At 68.8% G+C, this 19,050-nt stretch carries 22 protein-coding genes; 6 read left to right on the top strand and 16 right to left on the bottom strand.

Annotated elements, in window-relative coordinates; genetic code table 11:
• Positions 1 to 33: 33 nt before the first annotated feature.
• Positions 34 to 480: a pyridoxamine 5'-phosphate oxidase gene (locus ACLJQ7_RS16230; protein ID WP_378443178.1), complete on the bottom strand. Its 447-nt coding sequence runs from the start codon at positions 478 to 480 to the stop codon at positions 34 to 36.
• Positions 481 to 537: 57 nt separating this feature from the next.
• Positions 538 to 2,301 (bottom strand): family 20 glycosylhydrolase, encoded by a 1,764-nt coding sequence (locus tag ACLJQ7_RS16225; RefSeq protein WP_410649030.1) that lies wholly within the window; start codon positions 2,299 to 2,301, stop codon positions 538 to 540.
• 151 nt (positions 2,302 to 2,452) lie between these two features.
• Here ACLJQ7_RS16225 and ACLJQ7_RS16220 point away from each other — a divergent pair, with 151 nt between their 5' ends.
• Positions 2,453 to 3,502, top strand: a complete 1,050-nt coding sequence (locus tag ACLJQ7_RS16220) for a nitronate monooxygenase (RefSeq protein WP_410649029.1) — start codon at positions 2,453 to 2,455, stop codon at positions 3,500 to 3,502.
• Here ACLJQ7_RS16220 and ACLJQ7_RS16215 read toward each other — a convergent pair.
• From ACLJQ7_RS16215 to ACLJQ7_RS16205, 3 genes are all read right to left on the bottom strand, one after another.
• Positions 3,477 to 4,952: an amino acid permease gene (locus ACLJQ7_RS16215; protein ID WP_410649028.1), complete on the bottom strand. Its 1,476-nt coding sequence runs from the start codon at positions 4,950 to 4,952 to the stop codon at positions 3,477 to 3,479. The two genes, ACLJQ7_RS16220 and ACLJQ7_RS16215, sit on opposite strands and share 26 nt — an antisense overlap.
• Positions 4,953 to 5,087: 135 nt before the next feature.
• Positions 5,088 to 6,131: an alpha/beta hydrolase gene (locus tag ACLJQ7_RS16210; protein WP_410649027.1), complete on the bottom strand. Its 1,044-nt coding sequence runs from the start codon at positions 6,129 to 6,131 to the stop codon at positions 5,088 to 5,090.
• A 171-nt stretch (positions 6,132 to 6,302) separates the two neighbouring features.
• Positions 6,303 to 7,280 (bottom strand): quinone oxidoreductase family protein, encoded by a 978-nt coding sequence (locus tag ACLJQ7_RS16205; RefSeq protein WP_410649026.1) that lies wholly within the window; start codon positions 7,278 to 7,280, stop codon positions 6,303 to 6,305.
• 62 nt (positions 7,281 to 7,342) lie between these two features.
• On the opposite strand from ACLJQ7_RS16205, the gene ACLJQ7_RS16200 reads away from it, so the two are divergent.
• Genes ACLJQ7_RS16200 through ACLJQ7_RS16190 form a run of 3 tightly spaced genes read left to right on the top strand, consistent with a single transcriptional unit; the run spans position 7,343 to position 8,390 of the window.
• Complete coding sequence (locus tag ACLJQ7_RS16200) at positions 7,343 to 7,546, top strand: hypothetical protein (protein ID WP_410649025.1); 204 nt, start codon at positions 7,343 to 7,345, stop codon at positions 7,544 to 7,546.
• 11 nt (positions 7,547 to 7,557) lie between these two features.
• Positions 7,558 to 8,037 carry a ribonuclease domain-containing protein gene (locus ACLJQ7_RS16195; RefSeq protein WP_410649024.1) on the top strand — a complete coding sequence of 160 codons (480 nt, stop codon included), beginning with the start codon at positions 7,558 to 7,560 and terminating at the stop codon, positions 8,035 to 8,037.
• Positions 8,034 to 8,390: a barstar family protein gene (locus ACLJQ7_RS16190; RefSeq protein ID WP_410649023.1), complete on the top strand. Its 357-nt coding sequence runs from the start codon at positions 8,034 to 8,036 to the stop codon at positions 8,388 to 8,390. Before ACLJQ7_RS16195 ends, ACLJQ7_RS16190 begins: the two co-directional genes overlap by 4 nt.
• On the opposite strand, the gene ACLJQ7_RS16185 is transcribed toward ACLJQ7_RS16190, so the two are convergent.
• The 10 genes from ACLJQ7_RS16185 to ACLJQ7_RS16140 form a co-directional block, all read right to left on the bottom strand.
• Positions 8,387 to 9,160, bottom strand: a complete 774-nt coding sequence (locus ACLJQ7_RS16185; RefSeq protein WP_410649022.1) for an enoyl-CoA hydratase family protein — start codon at positions 9,158 to 9,160, stop codon at positions 8,387 to 8,389. The genes ACLJQ7_RS16190 and ACLJQ7_RS16185 overlap by 4 nt on opposite strands.
• Before the next feature lie 79 nt (positions 9,161 to 9,239).
• A complete protein-coding gene (locus ACLJQ7_RS16180) occupies positions 9,240 to 9,863 on the bottom strand; it encodes a cyclase (protein ID WP_410649021.1) in 624 nt (207 codons plus the stop codon).
• A 193-nt stretch (positions 9,864 to 10,056) separates the two neighbouring features.
• The gene (locus tag ACLJQ7_RS16175) at positions 10,057 to 10,806 is read right to left on the bottom strand and encodes a sirohydrochlorin chelatase (RefSeq protein WP_410649020.1); all 750 of its coding nucleotides are present in this window, start codon (positions 10,804 to 10,806) and stop codon (positions 10,057 to 10,059) included.
• Positions 10,803 to 12,065: a sulfate adenylyltransferase subunit 1 gene (locus tag ACLJQ7_RS16170; protein ID WP_410649019.1), complete on the bottom strand. Its 1,263-nt coding sequence runs from the start codon at positions 12,063 to 12,065 to the stop codon at positions 10,803 to 10,805. Before ACLJQ7_RS16170 ends, ACLJQ7_RS16175 begins: the two co-directional genes overlap by 4 nt.
• A complete protein-coding gene (cysD, locus tag ACLJQ7_RS16165) occupies positions 12,065 to 12,985 on the bottom strand; it encodes a sulfate adenylyltransferase subunit CysD (protein WP_410649018.1) in 921 nt (306 codons plus the stop codon). The genes ACLJQ7_RS16170 and cysD overlap by 1 nt, the downstream gene beginning before the upstream one ends.
• Positions 12,986 to 12,996: 11 nt before the next feature.
• On the bottom strand, positions 12,997 to 13,692 hold the full coding sequence (locus tag ACLJQ7_RS16160; protein ID WP_410649017.1) for a phosphoadenylyl-sulfate reductase: 696 nt from the start codon (positions 13,690 to 13,692) through the stop codon (positions 12,997 to 12,999).
• Positions 13,689 to 13,841 (bottom strand): hypothetical protein, encoded by a 153-nt coding sequence (locus tag ACLJQ7_RS16155; RefSeq protein WP_034316341.1) that lies wholly within the window; start codon positions 13,839 to 13,841, stop codon positions 13,689 to 13,691. Before ACLJQ7_RS16155 ends, ACLJQ7_RS16160 begins: the two co-directional genes overlap by 4 nt.
• Complete coding sequence (locus tag ACLJQ7_RS16150; RefSeq protein WP_410649016.1) at positions 13,838 to 15,532, bottom strand: nitrite/sulfite reductase; 1,695 nt, start codon at positions 15,530 to 15,532, stop codon at positions 13,838 to 13,840. Before ACLJQ7_RS16150 ends, ACLJQ7_RS16155 begins: the two co-directional genes overlap by 4 nt.
• A gap of 36 nt (positions 15,533 to 15,568) precedes the next feature.
• Complete coding sequence (locus tag ACLJQ7_RS16145; RefSeq protein WP_360907593.1) at positions 15,569 to 15,655, bottom strand: putative leader peptide; 87 nt, start codon at positions 15,653 to 15,655, stop codon at positions 15,569 to 15,571.
• A 153-nt stretch (positions 15,656 to 15,808) separates the two neighbouring features.
• Positions 15,809 to 16,381 (bottom strand): TetR/AcrR family transcriptional regulator, encoded by a 573-nt coding sequence (locus ACLJQ7_RS16140; RefSeq protein ID WP_410649015.1) that lies wholly within the window; start codon positions 16,379 to 16,381, stop codon positions 15,809 to 15,811.
• 83 nt (positions 16,382 to 16,464) lie between these two features.
• Here ACLJQ7_RS16140 and ACLJQ7_RS16135 point away from each other — a divergent pair, with 83 nt between their 5' ends.
• The gene (locus tag ACLJQ7_RS16135) at positions 16,465 to 16,878 is read left to right on the top strand and encodes a VOC family protein (RefSeq protein ID WP_410649014.1); all 414 of its coding nucleotides are present in this window, start codon (positions 16,465 to 16,467) and stop codon (positions 16,876 to 16,878) included.
• Positions 16,879 to 17,104: 226 nt separating this feature from the next.
• Positions 17,105 to 18,319: a radical SAM family heme chaperone HemW gene (gene hemW, locus ACLJQ7_RS16130; RefSeq protein ID WP_410649013.1), complete on the top strand. Its 1,215-nt coding sequence runs from the start codon at positions 17,105 to 17,107 to the stop codon at positions 18,317 to 18,319.
• Positions 18,320 to 18,340: 21 nt separating this feature from the next.
• Here hemW and ACLJQ7_RS16125 read toward each other — a convergent pair whose 3' ends face one another.
• On the bottom strand, positions 18,341 to 19,042 hold the full coding sequence (locus tag ACLJQ7_RS16125) for a TetR/AcrR family transcriptional regulator (protein ID WP_410649012.1): 702 nt from the start codon (positions 19,040 to 19,042) through the stop codon (positions 18,341 to 18,343).
• Positions 19,043 to 19,050 lie beyond the last annotated feature (8 nt).

Below are 19,050 nucleotides of genomic sequence, written 5' to 3'. Positions count from 1 at the left end.
CGCCCGGATCACGATCCGGGCGGCCTTTTCGCGTCAGCGATTCCCGCTGATGCGGTTCGCCGTGACGAAGACGGCGACCCGGCGTTCGGCGGCCATCACGCGGTCGTACTCGTCCCAGTCGTCGTGGGTCCCCGTCGCCGCGACGAAGACCTCGCGCAACAACCGGGGAAGGCCTGCCGGGTCGAAGTCCGGGTCCGGGTCGTCCGGTCCGATCAGGTGCGTGCTTCCCTGGACCGCCGCCCACTCCCAGCCGCGCCGGAAGGTGACCGTGGCGTGGCCCGCCCGGCGGAACAGGTCGAGTTTCTTCACCCCGCCCATCGCCACGAAGGCGACTCCCGGTGCCTTGGTGACCGGGTCTTCGAAGACGCCGGCGTTGACCACCGAGGAGTGGACGGTGCCGTCCGCGCGGACCGTCGAGACGGTCGCGAGTCCGTTTTCGCGCAAGGAAAGGGTGCGGACGAGTTCGAGATCTGCGGCCATGGGACCACCGTAGCCCGCCCGGCCCGGGGACGAGGGCCGAGCGGACCGCCGGAGGGCTCAGCAGGTGCCGTTGTCGCGCCAGACACCCCATTGGCCGCCGGCGCCGGGCTCCTCACCTTGCGTCCACCACTGCGCCGTCCACTTGTGCCCGTTGTGGGAGACGGTCGCTCCGCCGGTGTAGACCGAAGCGCGGTCCCATGCGGGGAGCGAGCAGGTGCCCGGGTTCCCGGATCCGGTTTCCCAGGGCACCTGGCTCGATTTGTAGTAGTCGAGGCCCTGTGCCTGCCACCGTGGGGCTTGAGCGCCGAGGCGGACTCGGAAGGTGTTCCAATCGTGGGTCGACCACGGCGACCAGCCGAGCTCGGCGTGTGCGGGGAGGCGGGGGAAGGCGAGGTAGTCGATATTCGCCGGAGTGACCACGGTTTCGGTCCACAGCGGCGATTCGACGCCGCGGACGGCGGATTCGGGCACACCGGACAGGTATGCGCCCGGGTTCCAGTTGTACGCGTCCTGGACCTCGATGTAGCCGGCCCACGAGAGCCCGATCGGGGTGCTGGAGTTGTACTTCATGTCCAGGTAGGCCTTGTTCGCCGGTGACAGGATCACCTTGCTGCCGCGGGCCACCGCGTTCGAGACTTCCGTGCTGGACGTCGTCGTGCCCCAGAACTGCGGAGTCGCCGTGGCGGGCAGGGTGGCCTTGCCGATCTCGTGCCAGCCGACGACCTGTTTGCCCGCGGCGGCCACCATCGGCAGGACCCGGTTCATGAACGTGCGGTAGTCCGCGTCGCTGGTGGCCTGGGCCTCGTCGCCACCGAGATGGAAATACGGCCCGGGCGTCAGCGCGGCGACTTCGCGGATGACGTCGTTGACGAAGGTGTAGGTGATCTCCTTCGAAATGCAGAGCGAGCTGTAACCGACGGCGGTGTCGGTGCGCAGTGGGGGCGCGGTGTTGTCGCAGTTCAGCTCGGCGTACGAGGCCAGGGCGGCGTTGGTGTGCCCGGGCATGTCGATCTCCGGGATGACCGTGATGAACCGCGAGGCCGCGTAGTTCACGATCTCCGTGTACTGCGCCTTGGTGTAGTAGCCGCCGGCGCCGCCGCCGACCTGGGTGCTGCCGCCGTAGGTGGTCAGGCGCGGCCAGCTGTCGATCTGGATGCGCCAGCCCTGGTCGTCGGCCAGGTGCAGGTGCAGGTTGTTGATCTTGTACTGCGCCAGCTGGTCGATGTACCGCTTGACCGTGGCGACCGGATGGAAGTGCCGGGCGACGTCGAGCATCGCGCCTCGGTAGCCGAATCGCGGGTAGTCCAGGATGTCGGCACCCGGGATCGTCCAGGGACCCTGCTGGACCGTGGAGCTTTCGATCTTGCCCGGCAGCAGTTGCCGCAGCGTTTGTACGCCGCCGAAGAGACCTTGCGCGGTCGTCGCGCGCAGGACGACCGAAGCGGACGTCGAGTTGAGCTGGTAGCCCTGGTCGCCGACGCGAGAGTCGGCACCGGACAGCAGGAGTGAGATTCCGTCGCCCGGGGTGCCCGATGATGCGTCGGAGACGGGCAGCGGGAAGCCGGTGGAGGCGCGGAAGACCCCGGCGAGGTAGTCGCCGACGGCCTTGGCCTGTGCCGAACCAGCCTGGGTGTAGATCTTGGTGCTCGCGGTCAGGGTGTGGTCGGAACCGGTGATCGCCCGGACCGAGACCGGGACCGGGACGATCGCCTGCAACGGCGGCGTCGCCGCGTCGGCGACGGGAGCGGCTGCGGTGGTGGCGCCGGCGAGCAGCGCCACCCCGACGAAGGCGCGGCCCAGTCGAGCTTTCAAGATCTTCACCGGGGCCTCCAGGGGACAGGGAGCGTGACGCACGTCACGGCTGTCCGATCGTCGCATTTTCAGCGTTAAAGGTCTAGACCACCAGGGAGGAACCTTGGAGTGACTCGAACGTCACATACCGTGTCGCCACGAGGGGACTATCGTCGGAAACGTGTTCGAAGATCTGCGTTTTCCCGTGATCGCGGCCCCGATGGCCGGCGGACCGACCACTCCCGAGCTCGTGGCCGCGGTGACCGCGGCGGGAGGATTCGGCTTCCTGGCCGGGGGCTATCTGAGCACCGGCGCCCTCTCGGACCGGATCGCGAAGACGGCCGAGCTGACCGGCGAGCCGTTCGGCGTGAACCTCTTCGTCCCGGGCGGCGCCGCCGAGGCGGATCTCGACGCGTATATCGAGCGCTGGCGCGCGGAGGCCGAGCGTCATGGTGTCGAGCCCGGTGAGCCGCGCTGGGACGACGACGCCTATGCCGCGAAGCTCGAGCTCGTCCTGGAGCGGAAGGTACCGGTCGTTTCGTTCACCTTCGGCACACCTTCGCCCGAGGACGTCGAACGCCTGCACGCCAACGGGAGCAAAGTGACCGTCACTGTCACCGGCCCGGCGGAAGCCGATCGGGCCGTGGCCGTCGGCGCCGACGCCCTCGTGGTCCAGGGATTCGAGGCAGGAGCGCATCGTGGGCTCTTCGCTGACGAGCCTGGAGCCGAAGGCGGGGGCGCGCAGTACGGCGTCCTCAGCCTGCTCCGCCTGGTCTCGGCGCGGACGGATCTGCCGCTCGTCGCGACGGGTGGCCTCGTGCACGGCGCCGATATCGCGGCGGTGCTGGCGGCTGGGGCCGTCGCGGCACAGCTGGGCACCGCTTTCCTGCGAGCGGACGAGGCCGGGACGCAGCCGGCGCATCGGCAGGCGCTCGCGGACGGAGGAAGGCCGACGGCGTTCACCAGGGCGTTCAGCGGACGTCCCGCCCGGTCGCTGGTCAACCGCGTGGTCGCGGACTTCTCGGCGACGGCGCCGTCGGCGTATCCGGAGGTCAACAACCTGACCAAACCGATCCGCGCGGCGGCGGGCAAGGCGGGCGATCCCGAGATCATGTCCCTCTACGCGGGGCAGACCTACGAACTCGCGGGCTCCGGCCCGGCGGCGTCGATCGTCGAACGCCTCCAGACCGAAGCCCGCGAAGCCGCTACGCGTTTGAGTCGTCTCCGCTGACCTGCTTCGCGTCGCCGTTGCCCGCGTTCATCGCGGAGTGACGGCGGCTGTAGGCGAAGTAGATGATCAGGCCGACGCCGAACCAGGCCGCGAACCGCAGCCAGGTCTCCGGGTTCAGGAACGTGATCAGCCAGATCGAGAAGACGACGCCGATGATCGGCACGATCGGCATACCCGGGGTCTTGAACGTGCGGGGCAGGTCGGGCTGCTTGTAGCGCAGCACGATCACCGCGATGCAGACGACGACGAACGCGAGCAGGATGCCGATGTTCGTCAGTTCCGCGGCCTCACCGATGGGCAGCAGCCCGGCGATGACCGCCGACGCGATGCCGAGCACCCAGGTCATCCGGCTCGGCACCTTGCGCACCGGATGGGTCTTGCTGAACCACTTGGGCAGCAGGCCGTCGCGGCTCATCGAGTAGCCGACCCGGCTCGCGCCCATGAGGAAGGTGAACAGCACCGTGGTGATACCGATGATCGCGCCGACGGCGATGATCAGGCCGAGCCACTTCATGCCCAGGCCCGCGAAGGCGCTGGAGAAGGCGGCCTCGCTGTCGATGTCCTTGTAGTTGACCATCCCGGTCAGGACCAGGCAGGCCAGCACGTAGAGCACCATCGAGATGGCGAGCGAGTAGAGGATCGCCTTCGGCATGTGCTTTTGGGAGTCGGTCGATTCCTCGGCCGCGGTGGACATGGCGTCGTAACCGAAGACCGCGAAGAACACCGTCGCCGCGCCGGTGAACGCACCGCTGAGGCCGAACGGGAAGAAGTTCGAGTAGTTCTCGGTGTTGATGTGGAAGACGCCGACGACGATGACCAGCAGGACCAGGCCGACCTTCAGGTAGACCAGGAGCGTTTCGAACCGGGCCGCGTTCTTCATGCCCTGGTTGAGGATGAAGGCGATCAGCAGGCACAGCAGCACGGCGAACAGGTTGATCTTGTAGGAGCCCGGTTCGACGCCTGCCGCTTCGGTGCCCGGGGCGCCCAGCATCCACGTCGGGAGCTCGATGTTGAGATAGCCGAGCAGTTCGTTGAAGTAGCCGGAGATGCCGATCGCGACCACCGCCACGATCGCGGTGTACTCCAGCAGCAGGTCCCAGCCGATGAACCAGCCGACGATCTCGCCCAGCACGGTGTAGCCGTAGGTGTAGGCCGACCCGGCGCGGGGGATCAGCCCGGCGAACTCGGCGTAGGAGAACGCGGCGGCGGCGCTGGCGATCCCCGCGATGAGGAACGAGATGAGCACGGCGGGTCCGGCCGTCTTGTTCGCGACCGCGCCGGCCAGGGAGAAGATCCCCGCGCCGATGATGCCGCCGACGCCGATCGCGGTCAGTTGCCGCAGGCCGAGCGTGCGTTGGAGCCCTCCACCCCCACTGAGTTCTTGGATCTGTTCGATCGGTTTACGGCGGAAAATCCCGGATCCCGAGCTCAGGCTGCGCGGTGCGGACATCGTCGTCTCCCAACAGGTTGTGCCCTTCGGACTGGGTCACAGTCCGAATGGAGACTAGGCAAGCGCCGCGAAGCGGCTCCATTGAGGGTGGCGGCGGGGGCATGGATGGACGTAGCGGGAGTCGGGCCGTCGCACCTATCCGGCGACGGTGTCCTCACTCACTTCGGCGGCCACGCGGGCGGCGATCTTCGACGGCCTGGACGCGCCGGCGGAGAAGTAGGTCAGCAGCTCGGAGATCTCGACGGGGTCGTCCAGCTGCGGGCAGTGGCCCCAGTCCTCGCGCACCATCAGCCTGCTGTGCGGGACCAGCGCGTGCAGCCGGCGCCCGGAGGCGGCGCTGACCAGCTTGTCCTTGCCGCAGACGACCACCAGGAGCGGGACACGGATCTCCTCGAGCCGGTACGCGTTCGCCAGCTCTTCGATGAGCTGCCTCGCCTGTTCGAGCCGGGTGGTGGTGGACCGGTAGTCCGGGAAGAGCGAGGTGAACCGGCGGACCTGGGTGGCGTCCGCGACGGACGAGTTTGCGTACAGCAGCCGGGGGACGAGCTGCTCGGCGACGGCGCGCACGAGGAAACCGGGGATCGGCAGCGGCAGGGTCGAGTACATCCGGAGCGGCAGCGGGTACCGGGCCACGGTGCGGATGAGCCAGCTGTCCACGAAACCGGGCGCGGCGATCGACACCACGCCCGCGACCGGCAGCCGCTGGTTCTCGGCGGCCCGGAGGCTCATCGTGCCGCCGAGCGAGTTGCCGGCGAGCACCACCGTGCCGAGTACGGCCTGCTCCTTGACCACGGCCGCGGTGAACGCGTCCAGCTGCGGGAGCATCGAGCCCGGCCGCAGAGGCTGAGCGTCACCGAATCCGGGCAGATCGACCGCGACCGCCGGAACACCGGCGGCCGCGAGCAGTTCCAGGACCGGGCGCCAGGTGTCGGCGCTGTCGCAATAACCGTGCAGCAGCACCAGCCTCGGTGCCGTCGGCTTGACCTGTCCGCGCGCGGCCGACCGCTTGCCGAGCACCCGCCGGGGTGCGCGGTCGGAGGACTCCACCGGCTGCGGCCCGACCTCGAGCACTCTGGTGCGGACGCCGGCGTAGCGCCGGAACGAGACGCGGATCGGGTCGGTGTCGGTGGTGGTCCGGCCCCCGGGGTCCGCCGGTTCGGGCCGCTGCGATGCGGTCATTCTTCAAGGCTAACCGCGAGAGGTCGGATTTTGGTCGAACTTTGGTCGTGAAAAGCTTCCCGAGTCATAACGTTCTTGACACTTGACAAGGCTACAAAATGTCTGTTTGACCTGGGAGGACCAGGCAGACGTGCGCCTGTGTGCGCATTTCATCGCGACTCGGGGGAAGAGTCACCCCTCCGATGAATGCGTGAAAACGACCTTGCCGGAAGTTTCCCCGTCGAGCATGTTCTTAAACCCGGTTTCGGCTTCGGCGAGCGGCAGTTCGGCGCCGATCTGCGGGCGGACGCCGGTGAGCTCCAGGTAGGCGAGGAGATCGTTCAGTTCGTCCCTGGTCCCCATGGTCGAACCCGCGATACGCAGTTGCAGAAAGAACACGCGCTGCAACTCCGCGTGAGCGTCCGGTCCGCTGGTCGAGCCCGAAACGACGATGATCCCGCCCGGTTTGAGCGACTTCACCGAATGCGACCAGGTCGCCTTCCCGACGGTTTCGAAGACGGCGTCGACCCGCTCCGGCAGCCGCGCGCCGGACTCAAAGGTCTGATGTGCGCCCAGACTCTCGGCCAGCGCACGCTTTTCCTCGCTCCGCCCGGTCACCCAGACCCGGAACCCGGCCGCGCGCCCGAGCTGGACGAGTGCGGTCGAGACGCCGCCGGAGGCGCCCTGCACGAGCATCGTCTGTCCCGGTCGCAGCCCGGACTTCACGAATAGCATCCGGTACGCCGTCAGCCACGCCGTGCCCATGGTCGCGGCTTCCGCGAAGGTCAGGCTCGACGGCTTCGGCACGACGTTGCGTGCCGGAACCACGACCTGCTCGGCGAAGGTGCCTTGGTGCTTCTCGGTGAGCAGGGTGCGCTTCGGGTCGAGCGTGTCGTCGCCCTGCCAGCCCGGGGCGTTGATCACCGAGTGGACGACGACCTCGGTGCCGTCGTCGAGGGTGCCCGCGCCGTCGCAGCCCAGGATCATCGGGAACTGCTCGGGTTTGATGCCGACGCCGCGCAACGTCCACAGGTCGTGCATGTTGAGGCTGGCGGCCTTGACGTTGACCCGCACCCAGCCCTCGGGCACGTCGGGCTCGGGTCGCTCGCCGATCACGAGCGAGTCCAGCGGCTTTTCGGCGTTGGGTTCGGATGCGTAGACGGCGAACATGTCAGCAACCTACCCCGGCCCTTCCCTCGGGACCACTGACCCACGAGCGTAGGCTTACCGTCGTGTTCAACGGGCTCGCAGACTGGTGGGACGGCGTCGAGCTGTGGCTCGCGCAGGCCCCGTTTCCCGTGCAATTCGTCCTGGTCATGGCGGTCGTCGTGCCGCTGTGCCTGGTCGCGGCCTGGGTACTCGACACGGTGTTCGGCAAGGTCGCCCGGCTCTTCGGCACGGCCCGCGATGCGAACGACTCCGACCGGCCGTCCTAAGCTGGCACACCATGTTCAACCGTAGGCGGATCACCGCCGCCCTGATCGGCCTGATCGTGCTGGTGCTCGCAGGCTGGTTCGTCAAGGACGGCATAAGCGGTGACGACACGAAGAGCGCTCCGGCGAGTTCGTCCGCTTCGGCCGCGCCGTCGGGCGACGCCGCGGCGAGCGGGGCGAAGGGCAAGGTCGCGGGCGCGGAGTCCGGTCTCCCGGTCAAACCGCTCACCGGACTTCCCCCGCAGGCGTCCGACACCTGGAAGCTCATTCAGGCCGGCGGCCCGTACCCGTATCCGCGCAACGACGACGTCACCTTCCAGAACCGGGAGAAGGTCTTGCCCGCCAAGGGTTCCGGCTACTACCGGGAGTACACGGTCAAGACGCCGGGAAGCCCTGATCGCGGGGCAAGGCGGTTGATTGCCGGTGGCGGCAAGGAGCTGTATTACACCGAGGACCACTACAAGTCCTTCGTCGTAGTGGATCCCAGCCGATGAGCGCGGGCAAGGAAGCCGCGGACAAGGCGTTCGCCCGCGGCGCGTATCCGCATCTGCTCGACGGCGCGCGGACGGTCGACAAGGACACGACGCTCGACGCGATCGCGGAGGCGTTGTCGTTCCCCGACTACTTCGGGAAGAACCTCGACGCGCTCTACGACTGCCTCACCGACCTGTCGTGGCTCCCGGTGGGCGAGCACGTGCTGATCTGGTCCGGTTCTTCGGGTCTCAGGGAGCGCGATCCCAAGGCGTATCTGGCCGTCCGCAGCGTGCTTTCAGACGCGCAGCGGGCGCTGGGGCCCTCCGGTGACCGGAAGGACTCCCGGCGCCTCACTGTCGTCTTGCCGGATTAGGCCTCCGGGACCCAGTTCGGCTTGCGCTTCTGCGCGAAGGCCGTGATGCCCTCCTGGCCTTCTTCGCTCGCGAAGAACCCGGCGGACAGCTTGTTCATGGCCTCGAAGCCTTCGGACGGTGTCGCCGGGCGCGGCTTGCTGAGCAGTTCCTTCGTCGCCGCGAGCGCCTTCGGCCCGCCGAGGGCGAGCGCCTTGACGTAGCGGGCGACCTCGGCGTCGAGTTCGTCGGCGGGGACGGCGGAGTTCAGCAGGCCGATCTCGACGGCGCGTTTCGCGTCGAAGGTGTCACCGGTCAGGAAGAGTTCGTGCGCGGCGCGGGCGTTGAGCCGCGGCAGCACGGTGAGCGAGATGACGGCGGGCACGACGCCGATCCGCACCTCGGAGAAGGCGAAGGTCGCCTCGGGCACGGCGACGGCGATGTCGGTCGCGGCCACCATGCCGATACCGCCGGCCCGCGCGGGGCCCGCGAGCCTCGCCACGACGGGTTTGGGGCTGGTCCACAGTTGCTCGAGGATCTTCGGGAACTCGTTGACGCCCTGGGCGCCCGCACCGGCGCCGCGGGCCTCCTTGAGATCCATGCCCGCGCAGAAGACCGGACCGGTGTGGGTGAGCACGATGACCCGCACCGCGTCGTCCGCCTGCGCCTTGTCCAGCGATTCGCTCAGTTCACGCCGCAGCTGGGCGGAGAGCGCGTTGCGGTTGTGCGGGGAGTCCAAGGTGATCGTGGCGGTGCCGCCCACCACGCCGTAGTGCACCAGTTCGTCAGCCATGCCCCACCTTCGCACGGGCGAAGTCGGGCCGGGCAGTGGCCTGCGCCACCATCTCCACCGACGGTGACGCAGGCACGGGTCAGCCGATCGTCGTCGTGGTGAAGGTCGGGCTCGGGTTCGGGAAACACGAGGTCGGGGCGGAAACGTCGAAACCGGCGCTGACCACGGCGGTGAACGTCAGGCCCGGGTCGCTGTAGCCGGACCCGCCCAATTTCGTCTCGATGGTGCCGGACGAACCCGCGGTCAGGTGCGCGGTCACGGTCGGCAGTTCGAACGTCGAGCCGCCCGCGATCGGGCCGGGAAAGCTCAGCGTCGCGACGCTGCCGGAGAGGGTGATCTTCGGCGGGGTCGACCCGATGCCGGAGCCGCCGGCGAGGTCGGCGCCCACCCACGTCGAGTTCGCCGGGATCGGGATCTTCAGGGCGAAGTCCTTGATGTTCTTGACCTGGTAGCCGCTGACCTCGGCCGGGACGGTGTTCGGTGCCGGGTCGATGACGACGTCGAGCGCGGCGCCGGGGGCGACCGTGGCCGGAGCGGTGACGTCGGCGTCCTGGTTCAGCTTGAGGTACTTGTTGCCGACGAGCGGCGGCTTCGCCTCGCAGTCGAAGACGACGGTGGTCGCCGCGGAAGCCGGCGCGGCGACACCGGCGAGCGGGACGAGCACGGCCGACGCGCAGACCAGGGCACGGATGGCAGCCTTCATGTTCCACCTACCTGGGGGTTCGATGGGGAGAGAGGGAGCTGCGCAGCGTTTAGAGAGTTACCGGCAAGTTAAGTAACTCGTCAAGGAATCTCCGTTCCCATACGCGGGGTGTCACGGAACTGGGAACGGAACCCACCGAAGATTGGTATCAAGGGTCCGAACGGGACGAAACGTTCTACTGTGCCGATGACGATCAGGCGGCGAGCCTGGCCGCGGCGACGTCGTAGCGGTCCAGGACGAGCCCGGCGATCCGCGGATCCGGCCCCAGCGGCCCGGCGACGATCACCGATGGATCGGCTTCGCGGGCCAGGCGCGCGATCCGGTCCGGCAGGAGCCCCGGCGCGAGGAACCAGCCCGCGACCGCGAGCCGCTGCGCGCCGTTGAGCCGCAGCCGCGCGATGGCGGCGGACACATCCGGCTGCGCGGCGCTGGCGAAGGCGGGTGTCGCGAGCAGCCCGCGACGCAGGTGCCAGCGCGTGGTGATCCCGGCGACCGCGTCGTTCGCCGCGACGTTCGACGAACCGACGCCGGCCAGCAGGACACCAAGCCCGGGATCGTCCAGTTCGGCGCCCGCCTCGGTGAGCCGGTCCAGCGCGACCGTCTCGATGAGCGGGTCGATGCCCAGCACCCCGGAAACCCGCACATCGAGGCCAGGGCAGTCCGCAGTCGCCTCGGCGACGAGCGCGGGCAGATCGACCCTGGCGTGGTAGGCCACGCCGAGCAGGAGAGGCACCACGACGACCTCGCGATGCCCCTCGGCGTAAAGGCCGCGCAGGGCGTCGGTGAGCAGCGGCTCCGACAGGTCCAAAAAGGACTCACGGATGTCGAGACCGGGCGCCAGTCCACGGGAGACGTCGAGCAGGGCGCGGATGGTCGCGGCGGACCGCGGATCGCGGCTGCCGTGAGCGACCGCGACCATCGGCGGAGTGGGGCTTGGGGTCATGCGAACCTTTCGCCGACGAGTCCGGCCGCCAGTGTATCGCCGTCCTTCGGATCGATGACCAGGAAAGCGCCCGTCCGCGGGCTGACGCCGTAGTCGTCGACGCCGATCTCCTCGGCCAGCCGGAGCGTGACCCGGCCGATGTCGTTGAGCTCCAACGTGCCCGGATCGTCCACACTGGACAAGGTCTGCTCGTCGAACCGCGCGTGGAGCTCGCCGACGAGGGCCTGCACCGTCCGCGTCCCGTGCTTCACCAGTACCCGCGCGCCCGGTTTGAGCGCCTTGGCCGAGAGCCAGCACAGGGTCGCGGTGATCTCGTCGGTCACCGTCGGCTGCCGGTCGGCGGCGGCGATCAGGTCGCCCCGCGAGATGTCGACGTCGCCGGTGAGCAACAGGGTCACCGAGGTACCGGCGCCGGCTTCGGCGAGCGGCCCGTCGGCGGTGTCGATGGCTTTCACCCGGCTGCGGATTCCCTGCGGCAGCACGACGATCTCGTCGCCGGGCCGGACGGTGCCCGCCGCGATCTGCCCCGCGTACCCGCGATAGTCGGGGTGATCGGCCGTGCGCGGCCGGATCACGTACTGCACCGGGAAGCGGAACGCCGAATCGTGCGGATCCGGCGCCACCGGCACGGTTTCCAGGTGCTCCAGCAGCGTCGGGCCGGAGTACCACGGGGTCTTGTCCGACTTCTCCGCCACGTTGTCGCCCACCAGCGCCGAAACCGGCACCGCGAGCACGGAACCGCGCTCGTAGCCCAGCGACGCGGCGTGCTCGGCGAACTCCTCGGCGATGACGGTGAACGTCGCTTCGTCGTAGCCGACGAGGTCGATCTTGTTGACCGCCAGCACCAGGTTCGGGACGCCCAGCAGCGCGAGCACCGCGGCGTGACGGCGGGTCTGCTCGATGACGCCCTTGCGCGCGTCGACCAGCAGCACGGCCAGCTGCGCGGTGGACGCCCCGGTCACCGTGTTCCGGGTGTACTGCACGTGCCCCGGCGTGTCCGCGAGCACGAAACTGCGCCTGGGCGTCGCGAAGTACCGGTACGCCACGTCGATCGTGATGCCCTGCTCGCGTTCCGAGCGCAGGCCGTCCACGAGCAGTGAAAGGTCTGGTGTGGACAGTCCTTTGTCGACACTGGCGCGGGTGACCGCGTCCAGCTGGTCGGCGAGGACGGATTTGGTGTCGTACAGGAGCCGCCCGACCAGGGTCGACTTCCCGTCGTCCACGCTGCCCGCGGTCGCGAGCCTGAGGAGGCTGGACATCAGAAGTACCCTTCCCGCTTGCGGTCTTCCATCGCCGCCTCCGACATCCGGTCGTCGGCACGGGTGGCGCCGCGTTCGGTGAGCCGGGAGGCCGAGACCTCGGCGATGACCTCGTCCACCGTGGCGGCGGTCGATTCGATGGCGCCCGTGCACGAACCGTCGCCGACGGTCCGGTAGCGCACGGTCAGTTCCTTGACGACCTCTTCCGGCCGCGGCCCGCCCCACGGACCTTCGGCCAGCCACATGCCGTCGCGCTGGTAGACCTCGCGCCGGTGCGCGTAGTAGATCGACGGCAGTTCGACCTTCTCCCGCGCGATGTAGTTCCAGACGTCCGCCTCGGTCCAGTTGGACAGCGGGAAGACGCGGACCTGCTCGCCGGGGCGGTGACGGCCGTTGTAGAGGTTCCACAGTTCGGGGCGCTGCCGTCGCGGCTCCCACTGGCCGAAGGAGTTGCGGAGACTGAAGATCCGCTCCTTGGCGCGGGCGCGTTCCTCGTCGCGGCGTCCGCCGCCGAAGACGGCGTCGAACTTGTTCTCGGCGATGGTGTCGAGCAGCGGCGTGGTCTGCAGCGGGTTGCGCATCCCGTCGGCGCGCTCCTCGAGCCTGCCGTCGTCGATCCAGTCCTGGACCTTCGCCACCACCAGCCGCAGCCCATGCTGCTCGACGACGCGGTCGCGGAAGTCGATGACCTCGTCGAAATTGTGCCCGGTGTCCACGTGCAGCAACGGGAACGGCACCGGAGCCGGCCAGAACGCCTTGATCGCCAGGTGCAGCAGGAGCGTCGAGTCCTTGCCGCCGGAGAAGAGGATCACCGGCCGGTCGAACTCGCCCGCCACCTCGCGGAAGATGTGGATGGCCTCGGATTCCAAGGCCGCCAGGTTGTCCTGTGCCGCGGCGGCGACTGGTTCGAGCGTGGTCATGTCGTCCCTTCTCACCCGTGCAAACCGCACTCGGTCTTGCCCTGCCCCGCCCACCGGCCGCTGCGCGGGTCCTGGCCCGGAGCGACCTTCGCGGTGCACGGCGCGCAGCCGATCGACAGATAACCGATGGACACCAACGGGTTCTCGAGGATCCCGTGCTCGTCGATGTAGTCCCTGAACTCGTCGTCGGACCACGGCGCGATCGGGTTGATCTTCACCAGTCCATTGCGGTCGTCCCAGGTGACGATCGGGGTGTTCGCGCGCGTCGGCGCGTCGACGCGGCGGACGCCGGTCACCCACGCCGAGTACTTCGCGAGCGTGTTCCGCAGCGGCACCACCTTGCGGAGCTGGCAGCACTGGTTCGGGTCGCGCTCGTGCAGCTTCGGGCCGTACTCGGCGTCCTGTTCGGCGACGCTCTGCGCGGCCTGGGCGTTGACGATCCGCACCCCGGGGTACACCGCCTGCACCGCGTCACGGGTGCCGATGGTCTCCGGGAAGTGGTAGCCGGTCTGCAGGAACAGCACGTCGACGTCGGGTTTGACCTGGGTGGCCAGATCGATGAGAACGGCGTCCTGCATGTTCGAGGCGACGATGAAGTCGTCGCCGAAGGTTTCCGCGGTCCAGCGCAGGGCTTCGGTCGCGGTCGCCTCCGCGAGCTCCTTCGAGGCCCGTTCGGCGAGTGTCTTGTAGTCGGCAGTGGCGGTCATCCTTGCGACACCTCCGGAAAGGACAGTCCGAGGAACTTCACGGTGAAGACCCGGCGGCAGCCCGAGCACAGCCACGAGCCGCCCTCTTCGGGCCGCAGGTCTTCATCGCCACAGAAAGGGCAGTAGTACGGGGTCGCGCGTTCGGTCATTGCAAGACGCTTTCGTCGGCCCGCAGGACCCATTGGGCGAAGCGCTCGCTGGGTTCGCGGCCGGCGATGTACGCCCGCACGACCCGTTCGACGTACGCGGTCAGCTCCGACGCGGTCACCTTGTGCCCGCGCAATTTCCGGCCGAACCCGGCGTCGAGGCCGAGCCCGCCGCCGAGGTGCACCTGGAAGCCCTCGACCTGCTTGCCGTCCTCGTCGGTGACGATCTGGCCCTTGAGCCCGATGTCGGCGGTCTGGACGCGGGCGCACGAGTTGGGGCAGCCGTTGAGGTGCACGGTCACCGGGTTCTCGATCTCGGCCTGGATGTCGGCGAGACGCTTCTCGAGTTCGGTGACCAGTTCGACCGCGCGGGCCTTGGTCTCGACGATCGCGAGTTTGCAGAACTCCAGGCCGGTGCAGGCCATGATCCCGCGGCGCCACGGCGACGGCTCGGTCTCCAAGCCGAGTTCGGACAGCTCGCTCTTCAGCCCGTTCACCTCGGCCTCGGGGACGTCGAGGACCACGAGCTTCTGGTGCGGGGTCAGGCGGACGCGGTTCGACCCGGCCCGCTCGGCGGCCTTCGCGACCGCCAGCAGGGTGGCGCCGGACACACGGCCCGCGACCGCCGCGGCGCCGACGTAGAACTTCCCATCGATCTGCGGGTGCACGCCGACGTGGTCGATCTGGGCGGCGGGCACCTCGGGGGCCGGGCCGTCGGTCAGCTTGCGCTTGAGGTACTCGTCTTCCAGCACCTGGCGGAACTTCGCGGCACCCCAGTCCTTCACCAGGAATTTGATCCGGGCACGGGCGCGGAGCCGACGGTAGCCGTAGTCGCGGAAGACGCTGATCACGCCTTCCCACACGTCGGGGACCTCGTCGAGGGAGACCCAGGCGCCCAGCCGCTGCCCGATCATCGGGTTGGTGGACAGGCCGCCGCCGACCCAGACGTCGAAGCCGGGGCCGTGCTCGGGGTGGTTCACGCCGACGAAGGCGACGTCGTTGATCTCGTGCGCGACGTCCTGCTGCCCGGAGACCGCGGTTTTGAACTTGCGCGGCAGGTTCGAGTAGCGCGGGTCGCCGATGTAGCGGCGTTTGATCTCGTCGATCGCGGGGGTGCCGTCGATGATCTCGTCGGCGGCGATGCCCGCGACGGGGGAGCCGAGGATGACGCGCGGGCTGTCGCCACACGCCTCCATCGTGGTCATCCCGGCCTTTTCGAGCTTCGCCCAGATCGTCGGGACGTCCTCGATCTGGATCCAGTGGTACTGGATGTTCTGCCGGTCGGTGATGTCGGCGGTGTCGCGCGCGTGGGTCTGCGAGATCTCGGCGAGCACGGCGAGCTGGTCGGTGGTCAGCGCGCCGCCGTCGAGCCGCACCCGCAGCATGAAGTAGCGGTCGTCGAGCTCCTCGGGTTCCAGCGTCGCGGTGCGGCCGCCGTCGATCCCCGGCTTGCGCTGGGTGTAGAGACCGAACCAGCGGAACCGGCCGCGGAGGTCACCCGGGTCGATCGAGTCGAAGCCGCCGCGGGCGTAGATGTTCTCGATCCGGGCCCGGACGTTGAGCGGGTTGTCGTCCTTTTTGGACCGCTCATTGGGGTTCAGGGGTTCGCGATACCCCAACGCCCACTGTCCCTCGCCCCGTTTCTGTTTCACCCGGGGCGTGCGGGCAGGGGTCTCGCGCGTGGGCGACGACATGGGAGTCCTCCGGCAGATCGTGGTGGTGGCGGGGAGTCAGCGGTTCGTCGCACAGAGCGCGCTCGCCACACGACGGAGGTCCACGTGGCGGCGTGCCACGAGGGTGATTCCGGCGCGGGTCATTGATTCAGCGTGCCACGCGCCCACTATGTGGTCCAGGCCGGTCCGAATACTGGGAACACCGTCCGGAATCGACTCTTTTGGCTGGTCAGAGGGCTGCTTTGAAGGTCAAGCCCGGGTTCGCGCCCGGGCACTGTGACGCAGAACGCGCGCCCCTCACGACGGGAGGACGCGGTCCACGATGATCCGGATGACGTCCTCGTCGGAGACGTCCGCGAGCACCTCGGGCAGGGTGAGCCGTTCGACGGTGAGGCCGGTCAGCGCGAGGTACATCAGCAGGACCTCGGGGCGCCCGCCCGGCATCCCCGCCGCGATGTGCCAGTCGACGCTCAGATCGATGCCTTCGCGGATGGTCTTGGTCAGCTCGGCCGAGAGATCCGGGCGCCGGGTGGCTTCGAGCCGGAGTTCGAGCAGGGCGAGGTAGGGCTCGCGGTGGGCGGTCAGCCGCCCCATGAGCTCGCCGAGCAGGACGCCGACCCGGTCGTGGGACGGCGACTCCGCCTGCGGGTTCGCCATCACGTCGGCCGGGGCCGACAGTCGCTCGTGCACGCGGACGCCGACCTCGCCGAGCAACTGGTCGCGGTTGCGGAAGTAGTTGGACGTCGTTCCCGGCGGGACGTCCGCTTCGACGTCCACGGCGCGATAGGTGAGCCCGCGGGCGCCCTCGCGGGCCAGGACGGTGATGGCGGCGTCGGTCAGCGCGGTCCGCCGCTCCGGGTTCTGTCGCATCGGAACATTCTCCTTGCCTCAGTCAAACCACTATGTCTATAGTACTACGCATCAAGTGGTTTAGAACCGGGAGGAAACACCAGATGCAACTCAGCGGTTTCGGTGCCTGTGTGCTCGTCGACGACATCGCCGAGACCACCGCCTGGTGGAAGCGGCACATGCAGTTGACGGTGACGATCGAGCTCGACTGGTTCTCCAGCCTCAACGTCGGCGTCCCCGGCTATGAGATGAGCTTCGCCAAACGTGGTCACCAGGCCACGCCGGAGCCATGGCGGGCGCAGGAAGCGGCCGGCTCCATGGTCGGCTTCATGGTCGACGACGCGGCGGCCGAATACGAGCGGCTGCGCGAGGAGGGGGTCAAGATCGTGACCGAACTCGTGGACGAGGAGTTCGGCCAGCGGCACTTCTACATCGAGGACCTGAACGGATTCCTGATCGACATCATCCAGGTGATCCCGCCGTCCCCGGAATGGCTGGCCGCGAACGGGTTGGCCTGATACCGCTTCGGGTGAGTGAGGCCGCGCCGGGCCGCCGGCGCCGCCGGTTCGATTTCCGATCCACAGAGGACGCGGAGTTGCGCATGCGCCGATGGGTTCGCCGCGTTGGTGCAGGCTGATCTCGCTCCACGTCGGTCGAGGTGCGCGTCGCCGACAGGTAGCCCCGTCTCGTGAAGGCCTCTTTCCCCGGGGAAGGAGGCCTTCACGGCGTGGGGGACACTGAAGTGTGCCCGCGTTGCTGCCCGAAACCACCACGCCCGTCGAGTCCACGCTCCCCGAGAGCGCGCTGGAAGGGCTCGGCACCCGGCCGTTCGGTGTCTACGTGCACGTCCCCTTCTGCGCGACCCGCTGCGGCTACTGCGACTTCAACACCTACACCGCCGGCGAGCTGGACAGCGATTCGTCGCCGCAATCCTGGCTCGAAGGCCTCAAGCGCGAGTTCGATCTCGCCGCGCGCGTGCTGGGGAAGCCGCCCGCGGTCGACACCGTCTTCGTCGGCGGCGGCACCCCGTCCCTGCTCGGCGCCGACGGGCTCCGAAGCGTCCTTGACGCCGTTCGTGACACCTTCGGGCTCGCGCCGGAGGCCGAGGTGACGACGGAGTCCAATCCCGAGTCCACCTCGCCCGAGTTCTTCGCGGGCATCCGTGACGCCGGCTACAACCGGATCTCGCTCGGGATGCAGTCGGCCGCACAGCACGTGCTGAAGATCCTCGACCGCGTGCACACCGCGGGCCGTCCGGTCACGGCCGCCGAAGAGGCCCGCGCCGCGGGGTTCGAGCACGTCAACCTCGACGTCATCTACGGCACGCCGGGGGAGCGGACCGAAGATCTCCAGGCTTCGCTGGACGCGGTGCTGGCCGCCGGGGTGGACCACGTCTCGGCGTACGCGCTGATCGTCGAAGAGGGCACCGCGCTCGCCCGGCGCATCCGCCGCGGCGAACTGCCCGCGCCGGACGACGACGTGCTGGCCGCCGACTACGAGATGATCGACCGCGTCCTCGCCTCGGCGGGACTGCGCTGGTACGAGGTGTCCAACTGGGCGACTTCGGAAGAAGCCCGCTGCCGGCACAACATCGGCTACTGGCGCGGCGGTGACTGGTGGGGCGCCGGGCCCGGCGCGCACAGTCACGTCGGCGGCGTCCGGTGGTGGAACGTGAAGCACCCGGCCCGCTACGCCGCCTCTCTCGCCGCCGGGGAATCACCGGCCGCGGGCCGAGAACTGCTGACCGACGAGGACCGGCATCTGGAACGGGTGATGCTGGAACTCCGGCTGTCCGAAGGGCTTCCGCTCGACGCGCTCGACGACGACGGCCGGACCGAAGCCCGCGCCGCCGCCACCGAAGGACTGCTGGATCAGTCCGCTTTGGACGGTCAGGGACGTGCGGTGCTGACCGATCGTGGACGGTTGCTGGCCGACGGTCTGGTGCGCCGGCTCACGTGATTGACCGGACGACACGCGTGATCAGACGGACGACACGCGTGACTGGATGGACGACACACGCGAGGCCAAGCCGCGCAAGAAGAGATCGATGGCGAACTCGAAGCGTTCCTGCGCGGTCTCCGCGGTGAAGTACTCACCCGAAGCCAGCAGGTTCGGGAAGGCGCCGGGCGGGAACGACGTCAGGTACTCGACCATCCGATTGCCGCGTTCCTCCTGTTCGGCCAGGTCGATGTCGCCGTGTTGCCAGCCGGCTCCTTCGTACGCGAAAGCCTTGGCGTAGAGCCATAACGCGTCCGCGGCGAACAGTGCCCGCTTGAGATCGAGACCGCCGGCACGCAGTACCGCGAGCATCGCTTCGGCCTGCTGCAGGGCGTTCGCGCCGACCGGGACGGGGATGGCCCACGCGATCTTGGCGATCCCGGGGACCGACGTCAGCGCGCGCACGTTGTCGCGCAGTAGCTCTTTCGCCTGTTCGACCCAGTGTTCCGGATCGGGCTCGGGGAACGGGCCGAAGGCGAGGACGTGGTCGACCATCAGCTCGTGGAGCTCTTCCTTGTTCGCGACGTGGGCGTAGAGCGACGCCGGTCCGGTCTCCAGCGCCTGGGCCACGCGCCGCATGCTCACCGCCTCCAGTCCCTCGGCGGCGAGGAGGTCCAGTGCGGTCTTCACCACGAGTTCCTGGGACAGCACGGGTTTCTCGGCGCGACGCCGGGGCCTGCTCACTTGGTCCG

The sequence above is a fragment of the Amycolatopsis sp. cmx-4-54 genome (assembly GCF_046548895.1).
Classification (GTDB): Bacteria; Actinomycetota; Actinomycetes; order Mycobacteriales; family Pseudonocardiaceae; genus Amycolatopsis.
This window is presented reverse-complemented; position numbering and strand designations above follow the sequence as displayed.

Excerpts from the sequence above, each read along its gene's own strand:
- ACLJQ7_RS16175 (WP_410649020.1), bottom strand. The coding sequence starts at position 10,806 with ATGACCCCAAGCCCCACTCCGCCGATGGTCGCGGTCGCTCACGGCAGC.
- ACLJQ7_RS16160 (WP_410649017.1), bottom strand. The coding sequence starts at position 13,692 with ATGACCGCCACTGCCGACTACAAGACACTCGCCGAACGGGCCTCGAAG.
- ACLJQ7_RS16150 (WP_410649016.1), bottom strand. The coding sequence starts at position 15,532 with ATGTCGTCGCCCACGCGCGAGACCCCTGCCCGCACGCCCCGGGTGAAA.
- ACLJQ7_RS16145 (WP_360907593.1), bottom strand. The coding sequence starts at position 15,655 with ATGACCCGCGCCGGAATCACCCTCGTGGCACGCCGCCACGTGGACCTC.
- ACLJQ7_RS16140 (WP_410649015.1), bottom strand. The coding sequence starts at position 16,381 with ATGCGACAGAACCCGGAGCGGCGGACCGCGCTGACCGACGCCGCCATC.
- ACLJQ7_RS16155 (WP_034316341.1), bottom strand. The coding sequence starts at position 13,841 with ATGACCGAACGCGCGACCCCGTACTACTGCCCTTTCTGTGGCGATGAA.
- ACLJQ7_RS16215 (WP_410649028.1), bottom strand. The coding sequence starts at position 4,952 with ATGTCCGCACCGCGCAGCCTGAGCTCGGGATCCGGGATTTTCCGCCGT.
- ACLJQ7_RS16135 (WP_410649014.1), top strand. The coding sequence starts at position 16,465 with ATGCAACTCAGCGGTTTCGGTGCCTGTGTGCTCGTCGACGACATCGCC.
- ACLJQ7_RS16205 (WP_410649026.1), bottom strand. The coding sequence starts at position 7,280 with ATGTTCGCCGTCTACGCATCCGAACCCAACGCCGAAAAGCCGCTGGAC.
- ACLJQ7_RS16170 (WP_410649019.1), bottom strand. The coding sequence starts at position 12,065 with ATGTCCAGCCTCCTCAGGCTCGCGACCGCGGGCAGCGTGGACGACGGG.
- ACLJQ7_RS16185 (WP_410649022.1), bottom strand. The coding sequence starts at position 9,160 with ATGGCTGACGAACTGGTGCACTACGGCGTGGTGGGCGGCACCGCCACG.
- ACLJQ7_RS16230 (WP_378443178.1), bottom strand. The coding sequence starts at position 480 with ATGGCCGCAGATCTCGAACTCGTCCGCACCCTTTCCTTGCGCGAAAAC.
- ACLJQ7_RS16180 (WP_410649021.1), bottom strand. The coding sequence starts at position 9,863 with ATGAAGGCTGCCATCCGTGCCCTGGTCTGCGCGTCGGCCGTGCTCGTC.
- cysD (WP_410649018.1), bottom strand. The coding sequence starts at position 12,985 with ATGACCACGCTCGAACCAGTCGCCGCCGCGGCACAGGACAACCTGGCG.
- ACLJQ7_RS16190 (WP_410649023.1), top strand. The coding sequence starts at position 8,034 with ATGAGCGCGGGCAAGGAAGCCGCGGACAAGGCGTTCGCCCGCGGCGCG.
- ACLJQ7_RS16210 (WP_410649027.1), bottom strand. The coding sequence starts at position 6,131 with ATGACCGCATCGCAGCGGCCCGAACCGGCGGACCCCGGGGGCCGGACC.
- ACLJQ7_RS16195 (WP_410649024.1), top strand. The coding sequence starts at position 7,558 with ATGTTCAACCGTAGGCGGATCACCGCCGCCCTGATCGGCCTGATCGTG.